Genomic DNA, 22,355 nt, shown 5'->3' with positions numbered 1-22,355 from the left:
GCGACCGCGGCGATGATCGAAAGCGTGCGGTTGGCGGCCGCTTTGTCGATGTAGAGTCTGTCGCGTCGTCGGTTCCAGTCGCCTCGCGGCGCGACCGGACTCGAGCACCCTGTCCGTCGTGAACTGAATCGCTTCACGCCGGCCGGGTGCTCGTGAATTCAATGACTTCTCCCTTTAAGGATCGGGTAACCCGGGTTGCCCGATTCCGCTTTCCCTTCGGGCAGCGCCCCCCCGGACGTCATCCGGATTCCGGCCCGGCCGACGCCACCGCGTTGCGCCACGCGAGCCCGAAGCGGTTTCTCCCCGGCTCGACCATCGCAAGCCGGCGCCCGCTCCGGCGATCGGCCCATGAGATGACAAATACCGTCATCGACGGATCGAGATCTTGCGCGCGGCGATATAATTCGCGCTCCGAGGGCCTTCGAGCCCGACCGCGAATACAAGACAAGAAGAAGCAGACATGGCTCCGTCTCAACCGCATGCATTGCAGCGTCCGCCCGCTGAAGTCCTGTATGCCGATCAGCTCGCGCAGCTGAAGGCGCAGGATGGCGCCCAACCACGCCCGCCGGGCTGGCAACTGAGTCTGACGGCCGCCCGCGCATTCATTGCCGGCGATCGCTCGCTCGGCATCGCGCCGAAGGTGGTCGCGCCGATCGCGAGCATCGAGCGCATGCTCGTCACGCTTGCCACCGGGCGCGGGCTGATGCTGGTCGGCGAGCCGGGCACCGCGAAATCGATGCTGTCCGAGCTGCTGGCGGCCGCGATCAGCGGCACGTCGACGCTGACGATCCAGGGCGGCGCATCGATCACCGAAGACCAGATCAAGTACGGCTGGAACTACGCGTTGCTGATCAACGAAGGGCCGAGCCCGCGCGCGCTCGTGCCCGCGCCGCTGTACCAGGGCATGCACGACGGCCGGATCGTGCGCTTCGAGGAAATCACGCGCGCGCCGCTGGAAGTGCAGGACTGCCTGCTCGGCATGCTGTCGGATCGCGTGATGGCCGTGCCCGAACTGCACGGCGAACACGGGATGCTGTACGCGCGCGAGGGCTTCAACATCATCGCGACCGCGAACACGCGCGACCGTGGCGTGAACGAGATGAGCGCGGCGCTCAAGCGGCGCTTCGATTTCGAAACCGTGTTTCCGATTCTCGACTTCGACAGCGAACTCGCGCTCGTGCGCGAAGCCAGCGCGCGCCTGCTGGCCGGCAGCGGCATTCCGGCGGCCGTGCCGCAGCCGGTGCTGGAACTGCTGGTCACCACGTTTCGCGATTTGCGCGGCGGGGCTGGCGATGCGGCGGGCAGCGACGGCGCGATGGACCGGCTGACGGCGGTGATGTCGACGGCCGAAGCAGTGAACGTCGCCCATGCGGTCGGCGTGCGCGCATGGTTTCTCGAGCAGCGCGAAGGGTCGCCGCAGGATCTCGTCGACTGCATCGCCGGCACCGTGGTCAAGGACAACGCCGACGACCGCGCGAAGCTGCGCCGCTATTTCGAACAGAAGGCCGCCCGGCGCGAAGGGGCGCATTGGCGCGCGTATTACGCGGCACGCCACCGTCTGCCGTGATGCGCAACATGAGTACGACCGATCGCGGCGGCGTGCGCGGGCCGGGACGTCGTGTGCCCGATGCGTGCCGCGAGCACGGCAAAAAGGGCGTAAAGGGCGTAGAGATCGACAAGGGCAGGTCGGGCTGCGTCGCGTCCGGCGCCTCCGTATGCATCGACTTCGACTGACAGGCGCCGCATGCAGACCGTGACGCCCGGCCAGCCGCACATCGTCGGCATCCGCCATCACAGCCCCGCGTGCGCGCGGCTGGTGGCCGAGCGCATCCGCGCACGGCGGCCGCGCTACGTGCTGATCGAGGGGCCGGCCGACTTCAACGGCCGGCTCGACGAACTGTATCGTCCGCACCGCCTGCCGATCGCGATCTACAGCTATCTGTCCGGCGATTCCGCGAATTACGGCTCGTGGACCCCGTTCGCCGAGCATTCGCCGGAATGGCAGGCATTGCAGGCGGGGCGCGAAGTCGGCGCGACGGTCCGGTTCATCGACCTGCCCGCGTGGCACGCGGCGTTCTCGCGGCTCGAGAACCGCTATGCCGATGTCGCGGACGCCGAACACGAGGCCCGCGCCGACGCATACGAGCGCGCGCTGGCGGACACGCTCGCGGTGCAAGGCCGCGATGCGCTGTGGGACCACCTGTTCGAGGACGTCGGCGATACGCCGGGCGCGCTGGACGAACTCGCGGCGCGCCTGTCGACCTACTTCTCGCATCTGCGCGCCGACGATCCGGGCTCGCTCGGCAACCAGGCACGCGAACGGATGATGGCGCGCTGGATCGCGTGGGCCGTCGCCGAAGCCGACGGGCAGGCGGACGACGTGCTGGTCGTCTGCGGCGGTTATCACGCGCCGGCGCTGGCGACACTCTGGCGCACGCAGCCGGCCGCGTTGCCCGATACGCCCGAACCCGGCGCGATCGACGGCGATGCCGGTGCCGTGCCCGACGAACGGGACGATGGCGCCGGCGCGTGCGAGACGGATTCGACGACCGCCGATGAGGCCGCGCGCAGCGTCCGCTACGGTTCCTATCTCGTGCCTTACACGTTCAAGCGTCTCGACGCGTTCGCGGGCTACGCATCGGGGATGCCTTCGCCGGCTTATTACCAGTGGGTCTGGGCTGACGGCGCGGAAGCGGCGGCGCGTCGCGTGCTCGAGAACGTGATGCAGCGGCTGCGCGCGCGCAAGCTGCCGGTATCGACGGCCGACCTGATTGCCGTGCACGTGCGGGCCGAAGGGCTGGCACGCCTGCGCGGCCACGCGCGGCCGTTGCGTTGCGACTGGCTCGACGCGCTGGCCGGCGCGCTGGTGAAGGAGGCGCTCGACGCGCCGCTGCCGTGGACCTATCGCGGGCCGCTGCGGGCCGGCACCGATCCGGTGCTGGTCGAGGCGATGGATGCGCTGGCGGGCGACGCCGCCGGCGAGCTCGCGCCCGGCACGCCGCAACCGCCGCTCGTCGCCGCGGTGCGCGACGAGCTGGCCGCGCTCGGCATCGTGCTGCACGGCACGCTGACGCTCGACCTGCTGACCGACCAGGGACGTGCGCGCAGCCGCGTGCTGCACCGGCTGGCGCTGCTGCGCGTACCGGGCATCGTGCGCCGCCAGGGCGCACAGCTTGCGATGTCGGGCGAACGCGACGAAGTCTGGCAGCTCGGCGAGCCGCTCGAGCAGCAGGCGGCGCTGATCGAAGCCGGCGCGTGGGGCGCGACGCTGTCCGACGCGGCACGCGCGCGGCTCGAGGATGAATTGCGTGAGGCAGGCGGGCGCATCGCGCCGCTCGCGGCTGGCCTGAACCGCGCCGCGTGGGCCGGGCTGGCAGCGCTGAGCACCGCGCTGCTGGACACGCTGCACGATGCGGTCGCGCGCGAGCAGCGCTTCGAGTCGCTCGCCCCGGCGCTCGGCAACCTGCATACGCTGCTGCGTCACGGCCATCTGCTCGGCATGAACGATGCACCGGTGCTGCGGATCGTCGTCGAGGCCGGGTTCGATCGCGCGCTATGGTTGCTGGAGCCGGCCGCCGCGCTGCCGCCGGCCGATCTCGACGCCCACGTGCAGGGGCACGTCGCGCTGCGCCGGATCGTGGCCGACGTACTGGCCGGTGCCGACGATGTCGCCCACACGCCGCTCGCGATCGAGCCGTTGCGCGCGCTGGCCGTCTGGCGGCGCAAGGCCGCCGATAAGGTGGCGGCGCCCGCGAGTCGCGGCGCGGCGCTCGGCGCGCTGCTCGGCCTGGCGGGGCAGGCCGGCGTCGACGACGGTCAACCCGTCGCCGGTATCGACGATGCGATGGCGCTGCTGCGGGCGATGCCGGCCGCCGCGCTCGGCGATGCGCTCGGCGGTTTGCTTGCGCTGGCGCGCGAGACACTGGCGAGCGCACCGGCTTTCGTCGCGGGCATGGACGCGACCATACGCGCGCTCGACGACGCCGATTTCGTGCTCGCGTTGCCGGGCTTGCGCAGCGCGTTCGCGTGGTTGCCGCCGCGGGAGCGCGGGCAGCTCGCGGATCAGGTGCTCGCGCTGCACGACGCGACACACCTGTCACGCCGCGTGCTGACGGAGCGGCACGCGGACGATGCGTCGCCCGAAGAGGCCGCGCACGCCGCGCGCATCGAGGCGCAGGTGCTCGGCCGTTTGCGCCGCTGGGGGCTCACGCCCGATCCGGAGGCGTCGTGAAGTGCCGATCGACAGGCCGCCGCGCATCCGGCTTCCGCTTCCTTCACCACGATGTCGCGCCGTCACGGCACGGTGCGGCGCGTTTTCCGCGAGTCCTGCCATGCCGCTGAACATTCCCGGTCCGCTCGAACGCTGGCGCCTGCTGCTCGGCGAACCGGCCGAGGCCGCATGCGGCACGCCGGGTGCGGACGCGCGGGCCGCCGATGCGGCGCTCGACTGGCTGTACGGTCGCGACGACGACCGCGCGCAGCGCGGCGAGCGCGGGGCCGGCCTCGGGCCGTCCGCGCTGAGCACGCCGGACTGGATCAACACGATCCACACGCTGTTTCCGAAGGAGGTAATCGACCGGCTCGAGCGCGACGCGGTCGAGCGTTTCGGCATCGACGAAGTCGTCACGAACCTCGAGGTGCTGGAGCGGATCGAGCCGTCCGAATCGTTGCTGCGCGCCGTGCTGCACACCAAGCACCTGATGAATCCCGAGGTGCTGGCGGCGGCGCGGCGGCTGGTTGCCGAGGTGGTCCGGCGAATCATGGAGCGGCTGGCGACCGACGTGCGGCAGGCCTTCAGCGGCACCCGCGACCGGCGCCGGCGCTCGCGGATGAAGATCGCGCGCAATTTCGACTACACACGCACGCTAGCCGCGAACCTGCGTCACTGGCATCCCGAGCGGCGCAAGCTGTATCTCGACACGCCGGTCTTCAACAGTCGCACGCGTCGCCACGCCGAGCCGTGGGACATCGTGCTGCTCGTCGACCAGAGCGGGTCGATGGTCAACTCGGTGATTCACAGCGCGGTGATGGCCGCGTGCCTGTGGCAATTGCCGGGCATGCGCACGCGGCTCGTGGCCTTCGACACGTCGGTGGTCGACCTGACCGCCGACGTGTCCGACCCGGTCGAGCTGTTGATGAAGGTCCAGCTCGGCGGCGGCACGGACATCGCGAAGGCCGTCGCGTATGCGCAGTCGTGCGTCGCGAATCCCGCCCGCACGATCATCGTGCTGGTCAGCGATTTCTATGAAGGCGGCAGCGGCTACGAGCTCGTGCGCCGCGTGAAGGCGCTGGCCGAGAGCGGCGCGCGCGTGCTCGGGCTGGCCGCGCTCGATTCGGCTGCCGAGCCCGCCTACGATCGCGAGATGGCCGCGCGGCTCGTGAACGCCGGTGCGCAAGTCGGCGCGATGACGCCCGGCCAACTGGCCGCGTGGCTCGCCGAGAAGGTGCAGGGATGAGCGCGCCGATCCGCGACGACCTCCTCGAACTGACGCCCGAAGCGCTGACGGCGCTCGCCAACGCCGGGTTCGTCAAGCGCGCCCAGAAGGATGTTGCCGCCGGCGCAGTGCCGACGGTGGCCGTCGACGGCGACGGTACGGTGCACGCGTCGTTCGCCGACGGCGTGCGTACCAGCTTGCCGCCGGGCCGGACCTTGCGCGACGCGGCGTGCAACTGCACCGCGAGCGGCATGTGCCGGCATCGCGTGATGCTGGTGTTCGCCTATCAGGCGAGCATGCGGGGGACCGAAGCGGCTGCCCCGGGCGAGGTGCGTGCAGGCGGAGACGACGAGACGGGGCAGGCCGATACGCGCGATGAATCGATCTGCAATCCGGACGATGTCGCACGCGGCGCAACAGGTGCCGGTGCGGACGATGCGCCGCCGGGCGACGACACGAACGGCACGTCGTCCGCGGATCGCGCATGGAGCCCCGCCGATTTCGACGATGCCGCACTGGCGGCGAGTTTTGCGCCGTCGGTGCTCGAACAGGCCGCGCGCATGGCGGCCGCGCGGCCCGCCGTGACCGTGCAGCCGTGGTCCGGCGCACAGTCGTCGCCGGTTGCACGCCTGCCGATGTGTACCGTGCGGTTCTTCTCGCGACGCTCGCTCGCGCATGCGCGTTGCGACTGCCGGCAAGGCAGCGGCTGCGCGCACGTCGTGCTGGCCGTCTGGGCATTCCGACAGGCCGGGGCATCGGCCGATGGTTTATCGGAAACGATCGTCGAGGTGCGCCCGCCGGCCGGCGAAGAAGACGAGTGTGGCGACGACCGGTCGCCGTTGCGTGACGAAGCGGCGCACGCGCTGATCGCCGACCTCGACAGGCTGGTACACGCGCTGTGGCTGGACGGCTCGAGCCAGCCGCCGATCGCGCTGGCCGCGCGCGTGGAGTCGCTGCGCGGCCGCCTGGGCGAGCGCGGCTGGCAGTGGGTCGACGACGCGCTCGACGAAGCCTGGCAGCTCGTGCACGCGCAGCATGCGCGCAGCAGCCGTTTCGAGCCGCTGCGGCTCGTGCGCGTGCTGGCCGAACTGTGGGCGCGCTTGCGCGCGGCGTTGTCCGCCGCGACGCAGCTTGAGGGTGCCGCCGTGCCGGCCCGCCAGATGCTCGGCATCGGCGTGAAGGGCGAGGTGGAACTCGATCATCTGCGGCTGGTGTCGCTCGGCGTCGAGCTGTGGGCCGACGACGCGGAAGAGGGGGCGAGCGTGCTGTTTGCCGATCCCGATACGCAGACCGTGATGGTGCTGACGCGCAACTGGCCGCGTGCCGCCGACGTCGCGGCCGGCGGCCGTGCGCCGGATCTGGCCGGCCGCCGCGTCGCGGGTTTTCCGTTGCGGCAGATCGCTGCCGGGCAGGTCGTCACGAAGACCGCGAAGCGGCGCGCGAACGGTGCGGTCGACATCTCCGCCGGCGTGCGGCAGACAGGCGTGCTGCCGCTGTCGCCGACCTCCTGGGACGATCTGGTCGCGCCGATCCGCCAGCCGGGCATCGCGGCGCTCGTCGCGCACCTGCGTGACGCGCTGCCCGACTTCGTGCGGCCGAGACAGGCGGCGAACGGCGCGGCGGCCGGCGCGGCCGGGTCGCTGCACGTGGTCGCGTTCGAGCCGATGGTCGTGCGGTCGGTCCATTGGGATGCGGCTGCCCAGGTGCTGCACGCGCGGCTCGAGCAGGGGGAAGCAGGGACGGCCGATGTGGACGGCGACGATGTGCTGCACCTCGCGCTGCCGCATCGCGCCGTGGCACCCGGCGCGGTCGATGCGCTGGCGCGCGCGCTGTCCGGCGAATGGGGCGCGTTGCGCGCGCTGGCGGGTACCGTCCGGCTGCATGCGGGCACGGCCGTGATGCGGCCGCTGGCCGTGTTGACCGCGCAGCGCGCCGTCGTGCTGCAGACCGAAACGACGGCGCCGCAACCGCTGCCGCTGGCCGGCGGGCGCGAGTCGTTGCCCGCGCTGGTCGCGCTCGCGGAGGACACGCTGGCGCTGCTGGCCGAATGGCTGCGCCAGGGCATGCGCCATCAGGGCGGCGGCGCGGTCGAGCGTGCGCTGGCGCAGGCCACGCGACTGGAGCGCGCCGGCCTCGCGCACGCGGGGCGACTGCTGCGCACGCTGGCCGACGGCCTGCGCGGTGCGCAATCGGCGTCGATCCTGGCGCAACTGGGTTCGCTGACGTTGCTGCTGCTGGGCATCGTCGAGCAATGACGGTATGACCGTCGAACGGGCGAGCAGTCGGCGCCCGACACCGCGAGCCGTCGGGCAGGCTGCACGGCTCGCGGGATGAATGAACGAGAGGGCGTCATGGCTGCGTTGCGGCCATGGCATGCGGGCGCGGCATCGTGCCGCGTCGTCGATCCGAGTGAGAGGGAACGGATGCGTCGTTTTGAACTGATCGAAGGCAACTCCAGCAAGTTCTGGGAAGTGGAGCAGGAAGGCTCCGGGCTCAATATCCGCTGGGGCCGCATCGGCACCGCGGGCCAGAGCCAGACGAAGTCGTTCGCGGACGACGCGAAGGCGCGCGCCGCGCTCGACAAGCTCGTCAAGGAGAAGACCGGCAAGGGTTATGCCGAAGTCGCGGTAGCGGCCGGCGCCAGCATTGGCGCGACTGCCGCCAAGCCGCCGGCCGTCGCGTCGCCGGCAACCCCGGCCGCGGTGCCGCAGGCGCCGACAGACGCGGAACCGGCCGCGAACGCGCAACCCGCAGCGGCGAAAGCCGCGAAGGGTGTGCCGCCCACACCGTCGGCCCAGCCGGCGGCATCGACGCCGCGTTCAACGGTTTCCAGCGCCTCCACCTCCACCGCCGCCGTGCCCTTGCCGCCCGTCGCCGCCGAAGGTTTCGACGCCCAGTGCGAGCGTGTCTTCGAGACCGTGCGCGCGCAGATCGCGAACGGCGACCTGAAGCCCGGCGAGACGTTGACGGTCGCCGTGATCAAGCGCCGCTACGACGTCGGCGACCAGGGCGCCGCGATGGCGCTCGACCTGCTCAAGTCGCGCCGTCTGCTGCATGGCTGGGGCGCGTCGGCCAGCGTGCACGAGCACGGGCAGGCAACTGCCGTGGCACTCGGCGAGTGGTTGGCGTCCGAGGCGGCCGCCGCACCGGCGCCTGCCGCACCCGCCGTCGCCGACACCGGCGCCCCGCCGTGGCTGATGCACGGCGATCCCGTGCGGCTGTCGCCGCAGATCCTGCGCGAAGCCTATGCGTCCCGCCGTTTTCCCGTCCCGGTGACCGCGCTCGACGTCCGCGCTGCATGGCTGAAGATCGAAGGCAAGGACGGGTACTCGATCGACATCGGCGCGACCGACGCGGCGCTGCGGCCGGCCGCCCAGCGGATGCTCGACCGGCTGGCCGCGCGTACGCCGATCGCCGGGCCGGTGGCGGACGCGCAAGCCGACGCCGTGCTGTTCGCACTGGCGATGACCGTGGGCGACTATCACGGCGAAACCACGATCGGCCGCCCGGTCGCCGACTACCTGGTTGCGCAATACGGATTGACGGGCGCGATCGACGTGCTGCTCGACGCGTTGAAAATCCACGTGCACGCCGATTACGACCGTCAGGCGCAGCGCCGCCTCCATCGTTTCTCGACGAATGTCGAAGGCCCGGTGCGCGGGAGCTGGCGCGGGCCGATCGTCGGCGGTGAGGCGGCGCTGCGCGAGCATCTTGCCGCGGCGAGCGAGGCGGACTGGCAGGCCTGCGTCGACAGGATCGAGGCCGCGTTGCCGGCGCTGCACCCGACCCGCCAGCCGATACCCGCACTGTTGTTGCCCGATGTGCCGCAGTTGTCGAATGCGCTGGTGCGCAGGCTGAGCGCTGAACCCGACGTGCCCGAGACGCTGCACTGGATGCTGCTGACCGCGACCGATCCCGATGCGATCGCGGTGGCCGGGAAAATCCGGCCGAACAGCTATGGCCGCGAGTTCTGGGGAATGTCGCGGATGGTCGCGACCGTGCTGCGCGAGCGCGGCACGGTCGCGTTCGACGTGCTCGAACGCGGCGCTGCCGCCGACGAGGCGGGCGACGCGCTCGCCGCGATCGGCACACCCGACGCGGTGGCTGCGCTGGCGAAGGTCGCCAGCGGTTCGAAGGGCGCGCTCGCGCGCCTGTCGCTGTCGCTCGATCGCTGGCCGCTGGCCGGCATGGTCGCGCTGTCGCGGCTCGTGGCCGCGGGCGGCAAGGATGCCGGGCTGCTGACGCCGAGCCTCACGCGCCTGTTGCGCGCGCATACGGCGCACGTCGATGGGCTGCGGCCGTGGCTCGACGCACCGGCCCAGGCCGTGATCGACAAGCTCCTCGCGCTGCTGGCCGGCCCGGCCGAGGTCGCATCGGCCGAGGAATTGCCGGGTGTGCTGGCCGCGCCCCCCTGGCTTGCCGCGCGGCAGAAGCGGGCGGCTGCGCTCACGCTGGAGCCGCTCGAACTGGCAGCGGTCGAATGCTGGGACGAAGCGAAGCGCAAGCAGGCGAAAACGCCCGACCAGTGGGAAGTGAAGCGGCTCGCCGCGGCGTCGAAGGACACGATGACGCTGATCGACGGCCTCGGTTTCGACGCGAGCAAAAAATACTACGGGCCGCTCGGCGAGGCGGCGGCGAAGGCGATCCGGCACGGTGACGCGCCGGCGTTCGTCGCCGCGTGGCGCGCGATGATCGACGCGCGCAAGCGCGAGCGTTACTTCTGGTACTGGCTGCGCGCCGAATACCTGACGCTGTTGCCGGCCGCGGTGGCCGTCGACATCTGGAACGCGGTGGCAGGCGAACACAGCACGGCGGGCGTGACCCTGGTGATGGCGACCTTCGGCCTGCCCGCGTTGCCCGGCCTCATCGCGACCGTGCGCAACAAGCCGACCGAGAATTTCGGCTACGCGCTGAATTACGGCGCCGTCGAATGCGCGCCGATCGCGGCCCGCGCGTTCGCGAAGCTGAAGACCTTGCGTGACGACGGCCGTGCGTGGCTGCTCAAGTTTCCGGAGCATGCGGCCTGCGGCCTGATCGCACCGTCGCTCGGCAAGCCGGGCGAAGCGCGCGACTGCGCCGGCGCGGCGCTGCGTTTGCTGCAGGCGAACGGCCACGAGGCGCTGCTGATCGACGTCGCCTCGCGCTATGCCGACGACGCGGTGCCGCAAGCGGTGCGCGCCGTGCTCGACGAGAGCCCGCTCGACCGTTTTCCGACCAAGCGCAGCAAGCTGCCCGAATTCTGGCAGCCGCGCGGCTGGCGCCGGCCGGTGCTGAAAAACGGCAAGGCGCTGCCGGACGACGCGCTCGACCATCTCGGCCAGATGCTGACGTTCCCGACCGGTGAAGGCGTCTACGGCGGCATCGATGTCGTGAAGGACGCGTGCACGGCGGAGTCGCTGGCCGATTTCGCGTGGGACTGCTTCAACGCATGGCTCGATGCCGGCGCGCCGGGCAAGGAGGGTTGGGCGCTCACCGCGCTGGGCCTGTTCGGCAACGACGACACCGCACGCAAGCTGACGCCGCTGATCCGCACGTGGCCCGGCGAATCGGCGCATGCACGCGCGGCGACCGGCCTCGACGTGCTGGCCTCGATCGGCAGCGACGTCGCGCTGATGCTGCTCAACGGCATCGCGCAGAAGGTCAAGTTCCGCGCGCTGCAGGACCGTGCGCGAGAGAAGATCGATGCGATCGCGGAAGCGCGCGGGCTGTCGTCCGAGGAACTGGAGGACCGTCTCGCGCCGGATCTCGGGCTCGACGAACAGGGGACGATGCTGCTCGACTTCGGTCCGCGTGCATTCCGGGTCGGCTTCGACGAGACGCTCAAGCCGTATGTGCGCGAGACCGGCGCCGACGGCGCGGCCGGCGCGCGGCTCGCCGATCTGCCGAAGCCGAAGAAGACCGACGATCCCGTGAAGGGCAAGGAAGCGGTCGAGCGCTTCAAGGTGCTGAAGAAGGATGCGCGCACCATCGCGAGCCAGCAGGTCGCGCGGCTCGAGGTCGCGATGTGCGGGCGCCGCCGCTGGACACCCGAGGTGTTTCGCACGTTTCTCGCCGAGCATCCGCTCGTGCGCCACCTTGTCCAGCGCCTTGTCTGGGGTGTGTACGAAGTCGACGACGGCGGCAACTTCGGCGGCACGCTGAAGGCCTGCTTCCGCGTGGCGGAAGACGGCACGGCGGCGACTGCCGACGACGATGCGTTTACGTTGCCGGAGGGCGCGACGATCCGCATCGGGGTGCCGCATGCGCTGGAGATCGCGCCGGCCGATGCCGCCGCATTCGGGCAGGTGTTCGCCGACTACGAGCTGCTGCAGCCGTTCGCGCAGCTCGGTCGCGACGTGTACCGGCTGACCGACGACGAGCGCAACGGGCGGCAGCTCGAACGCTGGAAGGGCGTCAAGGTGCCGACCGGCCGCGTGCTCGGGCTCGTCAACAAGGGCTGGCGGCGCGGCCAGGTCGAGGACGCAGGCTGCATCTGGTATTTCACGAAGCCGCTCGGCGCGGGCAAGGTGATCGAACTGTCGCTGGACCCGGGGATCTTCGTCGGGGCGGTCGACATGAATCCGGATCAGCAACTCGGCGCGTTGCAGGCCGGTTCGCCGTCGAACTGGGGCAGCATTCGCGAGCCCGATGCGCTGTCGACGCTCGACGAAATCTCGGCAAGCGAGTTGATTCGCGATCTGGAGGGGATGCGGGAGTAACACGTGACCCTTGCATGACCATTCACCTTCATCCAGTTCGACATGAAGACAACGATTGCCCTCCGGACGCTGGCCCGCATTGCATTGCTGCCGGCGTCCTTCTGGTTCGCCGGCACCGTATACGCCGCGTCCTTCAATTGCCATCTGGCCAGACAACCGGCGGAGCAAACGATATGCGCCGTCCCCGAGTTGTCGAAACTCGACGATCAGCTCGCGATCGCGTGGTCGCTTGCGCCGCAACGCGTCGACAGGTCGCACGGCGACTCCGGCCTCAATGGACTGAAGCGCGATCAGCGCGGCTGGCGAAGCCAACGGGATGCCTGCGGACGAGACGTCGACTGCCTGCGTACCAGCTATCTCCGGCGGCTGCAGCAGCTTTCCCAGCCCAACCCCGAAATCGTGCTCGACATCAACGACTTCCACTGGTCGCAAACGTGGACGCTCCTGGAGATTTCGTCCAGGCCGTTGCCGCGCAATCGCGGCGGAATCATCATGATTCACCTCAACCCGTATGCCGATGCGGCACGGCTGACGTTCGACGCGTCGTCGTGGAACGGTGAAAACAGCGGACGGGAATACAAGGCAGACGCCGTCGTGCGGGCCGACGGCAAGGCATTCCACGTGGGCGCCGACGGCTGCCAGCTCGATTTCGCCATTCACGGTGCGCAGATGGAAGTCGAACAGCGCGGTCAATGCGGGACCGTGCTCGGCCACGGCAACGACGTGGATTTTCAGGGCACGTATATCGACGAGGAGCACGCGCCGAACAAAGGCTTCCAATTTGAATGACCGTCTGAACCGCACGTCTGCAAACCGACACGCCGACCGCCTCGGTCACGCCTGTCGCCCATTCGCCCGTTCCTGCCATGCCAACCATGACGCAGCTGACACCTGAGCTCCTTGCCGTCCTGCACCGGCCCGTCCTCGACGAAACCGATCTCTTCACGCTGGACGACTTCTTCGAACTGGCCGAAGTCGACGAACTGCGTGCGCAGGCGCAGGACCGTCGCCGCGCCGACGCGATCCTGCACGCGTGTGCGGCCGAGCTGCCGGCGCTGCATCCGAATCGCGCGGCGTTGCTGGCGTTGCTCGGTGGCGCGATCGTCGAGGGTGGGGCCGATCCGCGCATCCTGTTTCCGGCCGCGCTGGCGAGGCTTGGGGCGTGGCTGCCTGAACTCGCGCCGTTTTGCGCAAGGGCAGTCGAGGATGACGACGACGGCGCCACCGACGACGAACGGCTCAACTGGCATGCCGCCCGGCAACGGCTCGATGCGCTCGACGGGCGACAGGGCCGGGAAATCGATGCGTTGCGGGACGCGGTCGATACGCTCGTCCTGCCGCTGATGGCGATGCTGATGCGCGATCGCGACAATCACGGCGATCTCGTGGCAGACACCGCGCTGCAGGCGTTGCTGGAGCGGATCGCCGACAACGACAGTTTGCCGTTCGATCAGTTGCACTTTCTGTGTGCAGCGTCGGCGTTGAGCTACGAACCGGAGTGCGTCGTCGTGCTGCCGGCTTCCGGCACGGGCTTCGTCGCCAGCGCGCATGCGGTCAACAACACGTTCCATGCGTTCACGCTGCTTCAGCGCCTGATCGGCGAACATGCGCGGACGCTGCGCGTCGGCAAGCCGATCGCGCCGAGGAGCGGCGACGAAGATCGAAGATCAGGATTCGTCGGAGTTTCACTGGCTGCAGGCGCATGCGTACGCGAACGGCGTGCTGGTCGACAACCTGGCGCTCGCATGGGGCGAAGCGTCGTTGCGCAGCCACCGCAAGCACGGCAAATGCGTACTGATCGCGCTGGAGACGGAAGAGGGTATCAAGAGGAGCTGGAACGGCTTCAATGGCGTCTGCCATCCGGCGCAGAACCCGTCCGTGACGCTGGTGCGGTTCCTGACGCGGGAGGAAGTGGCCGCGTATCTGGTTTGATGCGGCGGGCTAAATCGGCGTAGCGAGCGCGGATGATCGACAGCGCCCGGTCAGCGGCTCCTGAATCCAGGCTGCGGTTGCCGGGCTTCGACCGGTGTCCCGACACCAGTCCCGCCGGCCCGTGCTCACGTAACCGGGCGACCAGCCGGCAGGCCTGCCGGGTCGTCAATTCCAGCCGTTCAGCCGCACCCCCAAAGCGGACATTTCAATCTAGCCACTACAACAAAAACCACCGATAATTCACGTTATGTAAAATTTCATATTGACATGGGCGACGAGCCCAAGGCTTGTCGCTCACGTCCGAACGTGGACAGTCGCCACAGCGGCCTGGCCGCGGCAACCTCCTTTCCTGTAAGAAGCTGCCTACGCGGAACTGTCTTTCCGATACAGGGCGCGATACTCCTGCAGAACTTGAAAATCCTCGTCATCCTCGCTCAACCGGAAGTCGTCCAGGAGTGTGCCGCTCTCATCCCAGCTTTTTTCCCACAGGGTGATCCCATATTCGTATTCGCCATCCTCGGCAAGCTGGCCATTCTTGTGCCATTCACGAGCACGTCCATGGAGTACGCCCTTGAAGAACGTCGCTTCTCGCATTGGCCGTCCCGGTTCGTACCACTCTTTCGTCGTACCCCACTGCAAGCCCTGACGGATCTCAGTTTCCGATTTTTCCCATCCATCTCTGAGCGTATAAGAAACGCCTGAAAAAGGCTCGCCATCGAGATAATAGAGACCGTCTCCGGGATACTCGAGTTGACTGGAAAGAATGCGTTGCATCAGAAAGTACCTCTTAGTCGGTTAGAGCAATAATGCCGTCAGTAATTGGCTTGCAGTTGTCGCATCGAGGCATAGGCTCGCCAGCGTCTGCCTTGTCCATTTCTGTGCGGACATTATAGACAGCCAACTCATTCAGCTGGGCACCGGGCCGTGCCTCCAACGCCTGGTTGGCCGCCTGTACTTCGGAGTGCGAACCCGGGATGCCTTTGTTTCGCGTCCACCCAGGATTGTTCGGATATGGGGAAGGACTTTTTTCCTCGTTGGCGATCGCGACTTTCTCGGTCTGCTCCTTGAGCGGTGAACGCAACCCGCGCGGGCGCTTCCCCGTGTTCTGTCCGTAGTAGATGGCTCCCGTTGTCAAATCCTTCACAACAGAAAGACACGGCCCCATCGTCGTGTCACCGGTCTTCAAGACAGTCCCGTCGTCAAGAGTGACCGTTCGATCACCTCGAGCATTGGCGTCCTTCATCTTCTGCCAGGCGGTTTGTGCGAGCGCCCCAAGCTCTTGCCGAAGTTCGTCAAGGTCGTGCTCGCCGTGCGCGGGCGCGTCGTGTGCTTTCTCGGTCTCCGAACCCTTTTTCTTGTTGTCTGCGACTTCTTCGCCGAGGCTGGATCCGCAACCACTTTCCGCCAACCCCAGAACGTCCACCCGGACAACCGGATTTGCCGTATACGCATATAAATTGATGCCACCGGCCTGGCCGGCGGGATCCGACTGCAGGTAGCGCCCGAGTGTCGGGCTGTACGACCGAAACCGATTGGAGTGTATGCCGGTTTCGACATCATGGTAGTGACCCGGAAAGCGGAGATCGTAGTCGATCAAGCTTTCGTTCGAAACGGAAATTGCGCCGTACGGATCGATATCGTCGGGTTTCCAGACGACACCGTTCTCCTGGTTCGTGATCAGGTCGGGCAGTCCAACCTGATTGTGTTGTAGAAAATATGCGATTCCACTGCCCGGCTCAGCATCCACGGATTCGTAGTCGATCAGCATGAACGGAACATAGGCGGCTTCGCTTGGGTATACGTAAAGTCGCAGGCGCCCGCCGGGACTTCTCTCGGCTACAAGGCGGTCATCGTCCCAAAAGAAGTCAGTGCGCTGTTCACCGATGGACTTGTAGATGCGGCGACACAGTCCGTCATACTCTGCGGTCCAGGAATTTTGTTGATCGCTCCAATCGACCGCCACCAGCAAGTCCATGCTGTCATAGCGGTAGACGGTACGACGGTCATCGCCGGTAATGCTTTCGGCAAGATGATTTCGGTCGGTATAGCGGAATATGCTCGTCGCCGATGCCGAGAGTCGGTTGCCCTCGGTATAGCGCATCCACGCACATGTCGGCGATGACAGAAGATTCCCCCCCGCGTCATACTGGAAGCGCCGCGTGTGAAATCCGTCGCGGGTTTCGCCAATCAAGCGGTGCGCGGCATCGTATTGATACTCGGTTGTGCCCGTTGCGCTATCGGTTACGCTCCGCAGTTCCCCCGTTGCACTGTATACATACGTCACACAATGAACGGACTCAGGTCGATCGGAGATCCACCTGGTTCGTCCGATACACCAACCGTTCGCGTCGAAGGTATGGAGGATATTTGTGCCGTTGCCTAGGCATAGCAGGACCTGCCCATCGCGTGAACGCACAAGACGGTGGCTACCGCCCACGGGCGTATGAATGTGTATTTCACCATGACCGACAGATTCATAACGGACGGTATATCGATCAAGATAGGTGGTACTGGCTAGCGATTTTTTGACGTAACCGTGTTCGACACCCAAGCCATCGCGTTTATCCGAAGTGCGCCGGCCCTGTGAGTCATAGGTTAATTTGACGTCGTACCTGTTCGTCGAGGCCTTTGTAATATTCGCGCGCGAATCGTACTGGTAGAAATGTGTGGTACCGCTCGATAGCACTCGCTTACTGTGAAGACCGTTGTCGCCAATCTCAAAATGGAGCAGCAGGTTGCCGGAACCATCGCGCTTTTCGATCAATCGATCGCCGGTGTCATATTTATAGGTTTCGCGCAATACGCCGTGCCGCGTTACGCTTTGAATTCGACCTTTGAAATCGTAGTGGTAGACGCTCTCATTGCCATTCGCGTCGACTATCGCAGCGACCTCCTCTTTGGCGGTATACCGGTACCTGACTGCATTGCCCGCCGGTCCTGTCTCGCTTTCACGCAAGTTCCAGGACGTGACGTTGTAGCGATATTCGCGCCCGTCTCCGTCTCGCAGTCGCACGAGATTCCCCGCAGCATCGTATTGAAGGCGCTCTGTATTCCCGTACATGTCAGTGCGGCTGACGATGTGCCCGGCCGGATCGCATTGCTCGGTCGGTGATGATGTAACACGGGCGACTGGAAAAACCGTTGTCGAAAAGCTATCGATCTCCGGTGGCAGGAGTAATCGATCTGGCAGTTCGGATGGTCGAATCCAGCCATACAGCAGTCCCATCGGTGTGTCGGGAACCCGATGCGTCAGGGGATTTGGCAGGGCTGGCACTTCTTCCCTCGTGGGCCAACTGTTTCCCCAGCGATCCAGCCGCCCGGTGTTTGCTCCGCGCTGGTCGTAAAGCCAGCGCATCGTGCGTCCACCGGAATCAATCTCGCACAGAATTCGACCGTCACCACCGGTTACGCGCTCGGTCGTTCCGCCATACGGGTCGATGATCCGTGTCACCGTACGCGATCGGTCGTACAGGAAAGCCCACTTGCCTCCGTCGGCACGCGTCACTACGGTGCGGCCCGGTTGGTACTCGAGCGCGACATGCCACAATCCGTCTTGTCCCCTGCTTTCAATACATCGGCTCTCGTTGTCGTACTTGTAGTGGAACGAGTAACCGTTCGCATCCGTCTCTCGGGTCATTCTTCCGCGGGTGTCATAGCCGTAAGACATTTTCTCGCCGAGCGGATCAGTCGCTACCTCCAGGCATCCGGATGCGTTGTAACGATAGTGAGCGATGCACAGCCTCTCCCCCTGCGGCGGTGTGACGTAAATCGCCGAGACATGACCGAAGTCGTTGTAGTGAAATTCAATCGTCCGTCGAAGGTGGTCGCGGCCGGTTTCCTGGATGATTTGTATCAGTGAGCCGCTTTCGTCATAAACAAACCTGAATTCGAATTCCGGTTTGACATGATTCACGAGCCGGGCAACATGAACGTCTTTATACGGAAGCTCGAAAGTCATTTTTCCAAGCCGCGTATGATGGATCACGAAGCGGCGTTCATCGCACTGCTCCAGTTCATAACCGGCAAAGCATCCTTCATAACGACCGGCGCCGCTCCGAGGAAATGGATGCTCCCGGTTGCGCGCATCTACATAAATGGCGCGCGTTCGCAGAAGACGCAACTCGTGTTGGAAAACGTGTCGAAAACCAAAGCCAATCGGACTGTCTTGTTTGTGCCAGCCGCTGCAGTAGTAGCGCTCCCACTTGAATGCAGGCGCCGCTTGCGTTTTGTAGTCGATGAATTCGTTTTCCGCCGTACCCCTGACGACATCGACGGGATGTCCGTCGGTGCACGGGCTGACTTCTTTCTGTCTATTCGCAACCCGTGCCTTGACCTTCTTCCCGATCCCGTGCTTCGCCGCGTGCCACATCATCTGCGAGTCTGGCAAAGGAAACCCGCCGATCAACACCGTCGGATCCCCGGCGAGCAGCGTCCCCATACTCGGCTCGATCCCTGGATCCTTGCCCATCAGGTTGCCGAGCATCATGAACGCGAGATCAGCTGCGGTCTGCGCGGCCATCATCGCGGCCGCCGCAATCTCCCCTTGCGACGCGTCATCGGCTGCAGTGGCTACACCCGACGCTGGCCCGACCGCTGCGTTGCCAACCGACCACGCCTTCCCTGCCCGCCCCAACATCTTCGCCCGGCCGGACACCTGGGCCGCCTCGCTTGCCACCTCCTCGCCTTTCTCGGCAACGCTCGCCGCTTCACCACCCGAGTGCCCCGCGTGCCCCACAGGATTGCAGTGCCGCGTCATGTCGATACCCATGCGCGCAGCACGCATCCCGCCGATGAATGTATTGCTCGATCCGGTCTGAATATCGAAGTACGGTGTTATCCCGCCGCACGTCGGTGCAATACCGATATCCAGCACGCGTGCCGCAGGAATGCCCCCAATCAGCACGCTCAAACACCCACTGCCAATCGTCGCCCCGACACTCGGCAACGGAAAGCCGCTGCTCGGCGGATGACTATGCGCATGCGGTGTACCGAGATGCGGAACACCGATGGTGGCCGCCGGCATCCCGGGCATCTTGTCGAGCAGCGGGATCTGCGCGATACCGGTGTTGAGCAACTGCGACGGCATGCCTTGCAACGACGCAAGCGAATTGACGGCCTCGCTGACATGGTGGAGCGTGCCACCTTCCGACGAGAAGGTCTCCTTGAACGGATCGAACGTCGACTTGACCGTACCGAGCAGCGAATCGCATGCGGTGTCGACCTTCGACTCCGATTGCGTTGCATGAGTCTCCGCAGGCGCTGACGCACGCGTCAACCGTGTTTCCACTTCACTCATTGGGGCGCCCGCACGTATCCGGCCGTCAGTGCGACGGTTCCACGCAGGCGAGCCATGTGCAGGGGATCCTTCTCCAGTTCGTACGCCCGCGCCTCGATTTTCAAGCCCGCGTTTCGATAGAGCGATATCAGGCGATCGAGGATGGAAATGCGTTGCCGCTCGCAGACGAACTGCTCGCATAGACCCTTCGCGGCGATCCAGTTCTTCGCCGCTTCCGCCGCCTGGCCACACGCCAGTAGCGCGACACCGCCCTTCTCCATTGCCTCGATCTTCGTGTGCACGAGCATCAGCCTGCCGGCGGCACCGCTCGCGAGATCGAAATAGGTCGCCGCCTTCGCATGCTCGCCGAGCGTGTTGCAACAGCTACCCGTTGCCATCAGCGCGTTCAGCACGACCAGCAGATTCCGGCCATCGAGCGCAGCCGGCAGCGCGCGCACATACCAGTCCTTCGCATCGCGCGGCGATCCGTGGCGCAACGCCACATCGCCGAGCCCGTGCAATGCCACTGCGCAGCCGGTCGCATCCTTGCGCTCGGCATGGAAGGAAAAGAGCGCGTAGTACTTGCGCTGCGCGTCGGGCAGCCTGCCATGCGCAAGGTCGATCCCGGCAATCTGCATCAAGGCGCCCATGCGCTGCTCGATCGGATGGGCCGCATCGTTTGCAATGTCGACCAGATGGCGGGTCGCCTTCTCTGACGAGAAATCGACCGGAAGAATCAGTACATGCTCGGCCTTTCTGTCGCGCGCAAGCGGAATCAGGCACGGATGCTTCCGGTCATCTCGGATACAGAATCGATGTCCTTCCATCCATTCCTCAAAGCCGTTCAGCGCCAGGCATTGCAGCACCAACTTCGCGAATCCGCCGAAATCGCCAAGCGGTGACGGCAACCACGCCCAGACGACCTTGGTACCTTCCGGCATCAGCGTGCGAACGTGCGTGAAGGCATCGCGCAGCCGTGTTGCCGGTGCGCGCCTTGGATCGGTGCAGGTCAGCGGCAACGGTAGCCAGCCTGTTTCGCCACGCTCGACGCGCGCGCTGCTCGCTTCGTCGATCTGACGTGCAAGTGCCTCCATGCAGGTCTGCAAATACGCTTCGGCAGAGTCGCAAGGAAACGGAAAATTCAGGAATACCGCATCGCCGACTCGTTCGTCGAGCGATTGAATCATCTTGAGAACCGGCACGACGTCGTTATCGGTCGCTTCGATCAACAACGTCGGATCGTCAGGTTGATCGATGAACGCTTCGATCGAAGATTCGATGGCGGCGAATTCGCGATGCATGGCGTCAGGCTGCCTCTCAGTTCAGACGCACGTACCGGCTGCGCACCACGGTGTCCGCCTCGGTCCGGATATCGACACCGCCTCGCCCGCCCTCCAGTTCGAGCGACTGCGCACTCAACCGCAGCTTGCCGGCGACTTCGATGTTCACGTTTCGGTTCAGCAGTGTGACGACAGGCCCGTCAGGCGAGGCCCGCACCTGCAACAGCGGGCAGCCCGATGCATCCGCGATCTGCACGCACTTGCCGGCTTCAAGGGAAAGCGCCATCGCGGGCTCGACCACCGGCTGTACCGGATCACCATGCCCTTTCCGCATCAACAGCCCGGCGATCAGGTACTCGGGCCAGTTCGCCGGCGATTGCAGCAGCACACGATCGCCGATGCGAGGCTTCACGCCGTCCACGCATTCGAGCCAGCGCTCGCATGTCGTGTCGTCCCGCAATGCCCACTTCACGCGAATGAGGCCCATCGCATCGGGATGGTGCGTATCAGTCACTTCGCCGATCATCGTCGATGATTCGCGGCGCTCGGCAGGCGTTGTCCGATCCGGCACCGGATCGTTGTCGAACAACCGGCGCAGCGCTTCGATCGTTTCCGCTTCGAGCGTTTCATCAACCGTCAATTGATCCGATTCGTTTTCCATCGAATGTCTCCCATGCTTCGCATGCCATCAGGCAACCGGCAGGCTGCCGGTCGAAATCAATTGATGTGGGCAATCGTTCCCTGGATCGTCACGCCGGAACCGTCGAGCGTGATGGAACCGCCGCCAGTCGCCAGAACGATCTTCGTCGCATTGACGTTGACGTTGCAGCTGCTCTTGCCGTTGTCGATATTCACCGTCGGTGCCTGAAGATTGGCGGTCGATTTACCTGAAAGATTGAGATCGTTCTCGCCGTAGATCGTCACGCCTTTCGCATAGCCGGAGATGCTCACGCCCTTGTCGTATCCGGCGATGTCGACACCGCCGCCCTGACCGGTAATGCCGACACCGACATCGCTCGCGAGTCCGCCAATCAGGACCCCGACGTTATCCTTGTTGATCGACACGCCGCTTTTTCCGGCCCCCATGTCGATATACTTGCCGGCCGCCAATGACGCGACCTGAGCCACGTCGACGGAGTGGCTTCCCGTATTGACCTTCGTCGCATACGACCCGGTACCGACGACATGCGTGCTGTTCCCCTCGACGAAGACGTCATGCGTACCGGTGACAACGGCGAGGTTGTGATTCCCCTTCGTCACCGTATGCGAACTGTTGCCATCGACCGACACGCTGCGGTTCCCCGTCACCCCATGCGTCTCATTCGCCCCGATCTGCGCGACCCGGTTCTGCCCGATATTCACCGTCTCGTTCTGCCCCACGCTCCGTTGCCGGTTGTTCTTCACCTGCATCGTCTCGTCGTTTCCGACCGTATGCGTATGGTTGTTCCCGACGGAAAGCGAATGATCGAGCTCCGTCTCCGCATCGAAATTCCGTTCCGCGTGCATCCACAGCTGCTCGGCGCCCTTCTTGTCCTCGAACCGGAACGCATTCGCATGCTCGGTCGTCCCGCCCGGTGACGAGCGCGACAGCAACCCGCTCTGCGTCGCGCTCCCGGGCAGCCCCCACGGCGGCATCTTTTCGCCGTTGTAAACCCGCCCGGTCACGATCGGCTCATCCGGATCGCCGTTCAGGAAATCCACGACGACCTCGTCGCCCACCCGCGGAATCTGCACC

General features: G+C 66.1%; 13 protein-coding genes. 8 read left to right on the top strand and 5 right to left on the bottom strand.

Annotated elements, in window-relative coordinates:
- Window positions 1-460: 460 nt before the first annotated feature.
- From DPV79_RS22235 to DPV79_RS22205, 8 genes are all read left to right on the top strand, one after another.
- On the top strand, window positions 461-1,567 hold the full coding sequence (locus tag DPV79_RS22235) for an ATP-binding protein (RefSeq protein ID WP_021158777.1): 1,107 nt from the start codon (window positions 461-463) through the stop codon (window positions 1,565-1,567).
- Window positions 1,568-1,575: 8 nt separating this feature from the next.
- Entirely contained in the window at window positions 1,576-1,734 is a 159-nt protein-coding gene (locus DPV79_RS42730) for a hypothetical protein (RefSeq protein WP_165843552.1), read from the top strand.
- A 10-nt stretch (window positions 1,735-1,744) separates the two neighbouring features.
- On the top strand, window positions 1,745-4,231 hold the full coding sequence (locus tag DPV79_RS22230) for a DUF5682 family protein (RefSeq protein ID WP_113046478.1): 2,487 nt from the start codon (window positions 1,745-1,747) through the stop codon (window positions 4,229-4,231).
- A 100-nt stretch (window positions 4,232-4,331) separates the two neighbouring features.
- Window positions 4,332-5,456: a vWA domain-containing protein gene (locus tag DPV79_RS22225; protein WP_059552223.1), complete on the top strand. Its 1,125-nt coding sequence runs from the start codon at window positions 4,332-4,334 to the stop codon at window positions 5,454-5,456.
- Window positions 5,453-7,690, top strand: coding sequence for a hypothetical protein (locus DPV79_RS22220; protein WP_113046477.1), 2,238 nt, complete (start codon window positions 5,453-5,455; stop codon window positions 7,688-7,690). The genes DPV79_RS22225 and DPV79_RS22220 overlap by 4 nt, the downstream gene beginning before the upstream one ends.
- Window positions 7,691-7,858: 168 nt before the next feature.
- Window positions 7,859-12,133, top strand: coding sequence for a WGR and DUF4132 domain-containing protein (locus tag DPV79_RS22215; protein WP_113046476.1), 4,275 nt, complete (start codon window positions 7,859-7,861; stop codon window positions 12,131-12,133).
- A 42-nt stretch (window positions 12,134-12,175) separates the two neighbouring features.
- The gene (locus DPV79_RS43420) at window positions 12,176-12,922 is read left to right on the top strand and encodes a lysozyme inhibitor LprI family protein (RefSeq protein ID WP_021159412.1); all 747 of its coding nucleotides are present in this window, start codon (window positions 12,176-12,178) and stop codon (window positions 12,920-12,922) included.
- A gap of 86 nt (window positions 12,923-13,008) precedes the next feature.
- Window positions 13,009-14,088, top strand: coding sequence for a hypothetical protein (locus DPV79_RS22205; protein ID WP_244321796.1), 1,080 nt, complete (start codon window positions 13,009-13,011; stop codon window positions 14,086-14,088).
- 340 nt (window positions 14,089-14,428) lie between these two features.
- Here the strand turns inward: DPV79_RS22205 and DPV79_RS22195 are convergent, their stop codons facing one another.
- The 5 genes from DPV79_RS22195 to DPV79_RS43770 all read right to left on the bottom strand — a co-directional run.
- Window positions 14,429-14,839: a toxin-antitoxin system YwqK family antitoxin gene (locus DPV79_RS22195; protein ID WP_113046475.1), complete on the bottom strand. Its 411-nt coding sequence runs from the start codon at window positions 14,837-14,839 to the stop codon at window positions 14,429-14,431.
- A 13-nt stretch (window positions 14,840-14,852) separates the two neighbouring features.
- On the bottom strand, window positions 14,853-19,361 hold the full coding sequence (locus DPV79_RS22190; RefSeq protein WP_165843551.1) for an RHS repeat-associated core domain-containing protein: 4,509 nt from the start codon (window positions 19,359-19,361) through the stop codon (window positions 14,853-14,855).
- Window positions 19,358-20,641, bottom strand: a complete 1,284-nt coding sequence (locus tag DPV79_RS42725; protein WP_165843550.1) for a hypothetical protein — start codon at window positions 20,639-20,641, stop codon at window positions 19,358-19,360. The genes DPV79_RS22190 and DPV79_RS42725 overlap by 4 nt, the downstream gene beginning before the upstream one ends.
- Before the next feature lie 16 nt (window positions 20,642-20,657).
- Window positions 20,658-21,281 (bottom strand): hypothetical protein, encoded by a 624-nt coding sequence (locus DPV79_RS22180; RefSeq protein WP_021159407.1) that lies wholly within the window; start codon window positions 21,279-21,281, stop codon window positions 20,658-20,660.
- Window positions 21,282-21,337: 56 nt separating this feature from the next.
- The coding region (locus DPV79_RS43770; protein WP_341867612.1) for a type VI secretion system Vgr family protein at window positions 21,338-22,355 on the bottom strand (1,018 nt) is incomplete at its 5' end.

This window comes from Burkholderia reimsis, assembly GCF_003294055.1.
GTDB lineage: Bacteria > Pseudomonadota > Gammaproteobacteria > Burkholderiales > Burkholderiaceae > Burkholderia > Burkholderia cepacia.
This window is presented reverse-complemented; position numbering and strand designations above follow the sequence as displayed.

Excerpts from the sequence above, each read along its gene's own strand:
- DPV79_RS22235 (WP_021158777.1), top strand. The coding sequence starts at position 461 with ATGGCTCCGTCTCAACCGCATGCATTGCAGCGTCCGCCCGCTGAAGTC.
- DPV79_RS42730 (WP_165843552.1), top strand. The coding sequence starts at position 1,576 with ATGAGTACGACCGATCGCGGCGGCGTGCGCGGGCCGGGACGTCGTGTG.
- DPV79_RS22230 (WP_113046478.1), top strand. The coding sequence starts at position 1,745 with ATGCAGACCGTGACGCCCGGCCAGCCGCACATCGTCGGCATCCGCCAT.
- DPV79_RS22225 (WP_059552223.1), top strand. The coding sequence starts at position 4,332 with ATGCCGCTGAACATTCCCGGTCCGCTCGAACGCTGGCGCCTGCTGCTC.
- DPV79_RS22220 (WP_113046477.1), top strand. The coding sequence starts at position 5,453 with ATGAGCGCGCCGATCCGCGACGACCTCCTCGAACTGACGCCCGAAGCG.
- DPV79_RS22215 (WP_113046476.1), top strand. The coding sequence starts at position 7,859 with ATGCGTCGTTTTGAACTGATCGAAGGCAACTCCAGCAAGTTCTGGGAA.
- DPV79_RS43420 (WP_021159412.1), top strand. The coding sequence starts at position 12,176 with ATGAAGACAACGATTGCCCTCCGGACGCTGGCCCGCATTGCATTGCTG.
- DPV79_RS22205 (WP_244321796.1), top strand. The coding sequence starts at position 13,009 with ATGACGCAGCTGACACCTGAGCTCCTTGCCGTCCTGCACCGGCCCGTC.
- DPV79_RS22195 (WP_113046475.1), bottom strand. The coding sequence starts at position 14,839 with ATGCAACGCATTCTTTCCAGTCAACTCGAGTATCCCGGAGACGGTCTC.
- DPV79_RS22190 (WP_165843551.1), bottom strand. The coding sequence starts at position 19,361 with ATGAGTGAAGTGGAAACACGGTTGACGCGTGCGTCAGCGCCTGCGGAG.
- DPV79_RS42725 (WP_165843550.1), bottom strand. The coding sequence starts at position 20,641 with ATGCATCGCGAATTCGCCGCCATCGAATCTTCGATCGAAGCGTTCATC.
- DPV79_RS22180 (WP_021159407.1), bottom strand. The coding sequence starts at position 21,281 with ATGGAAAACGAATCGGATCAATTGACGGTTGATGAAACGCTCGAAGCG.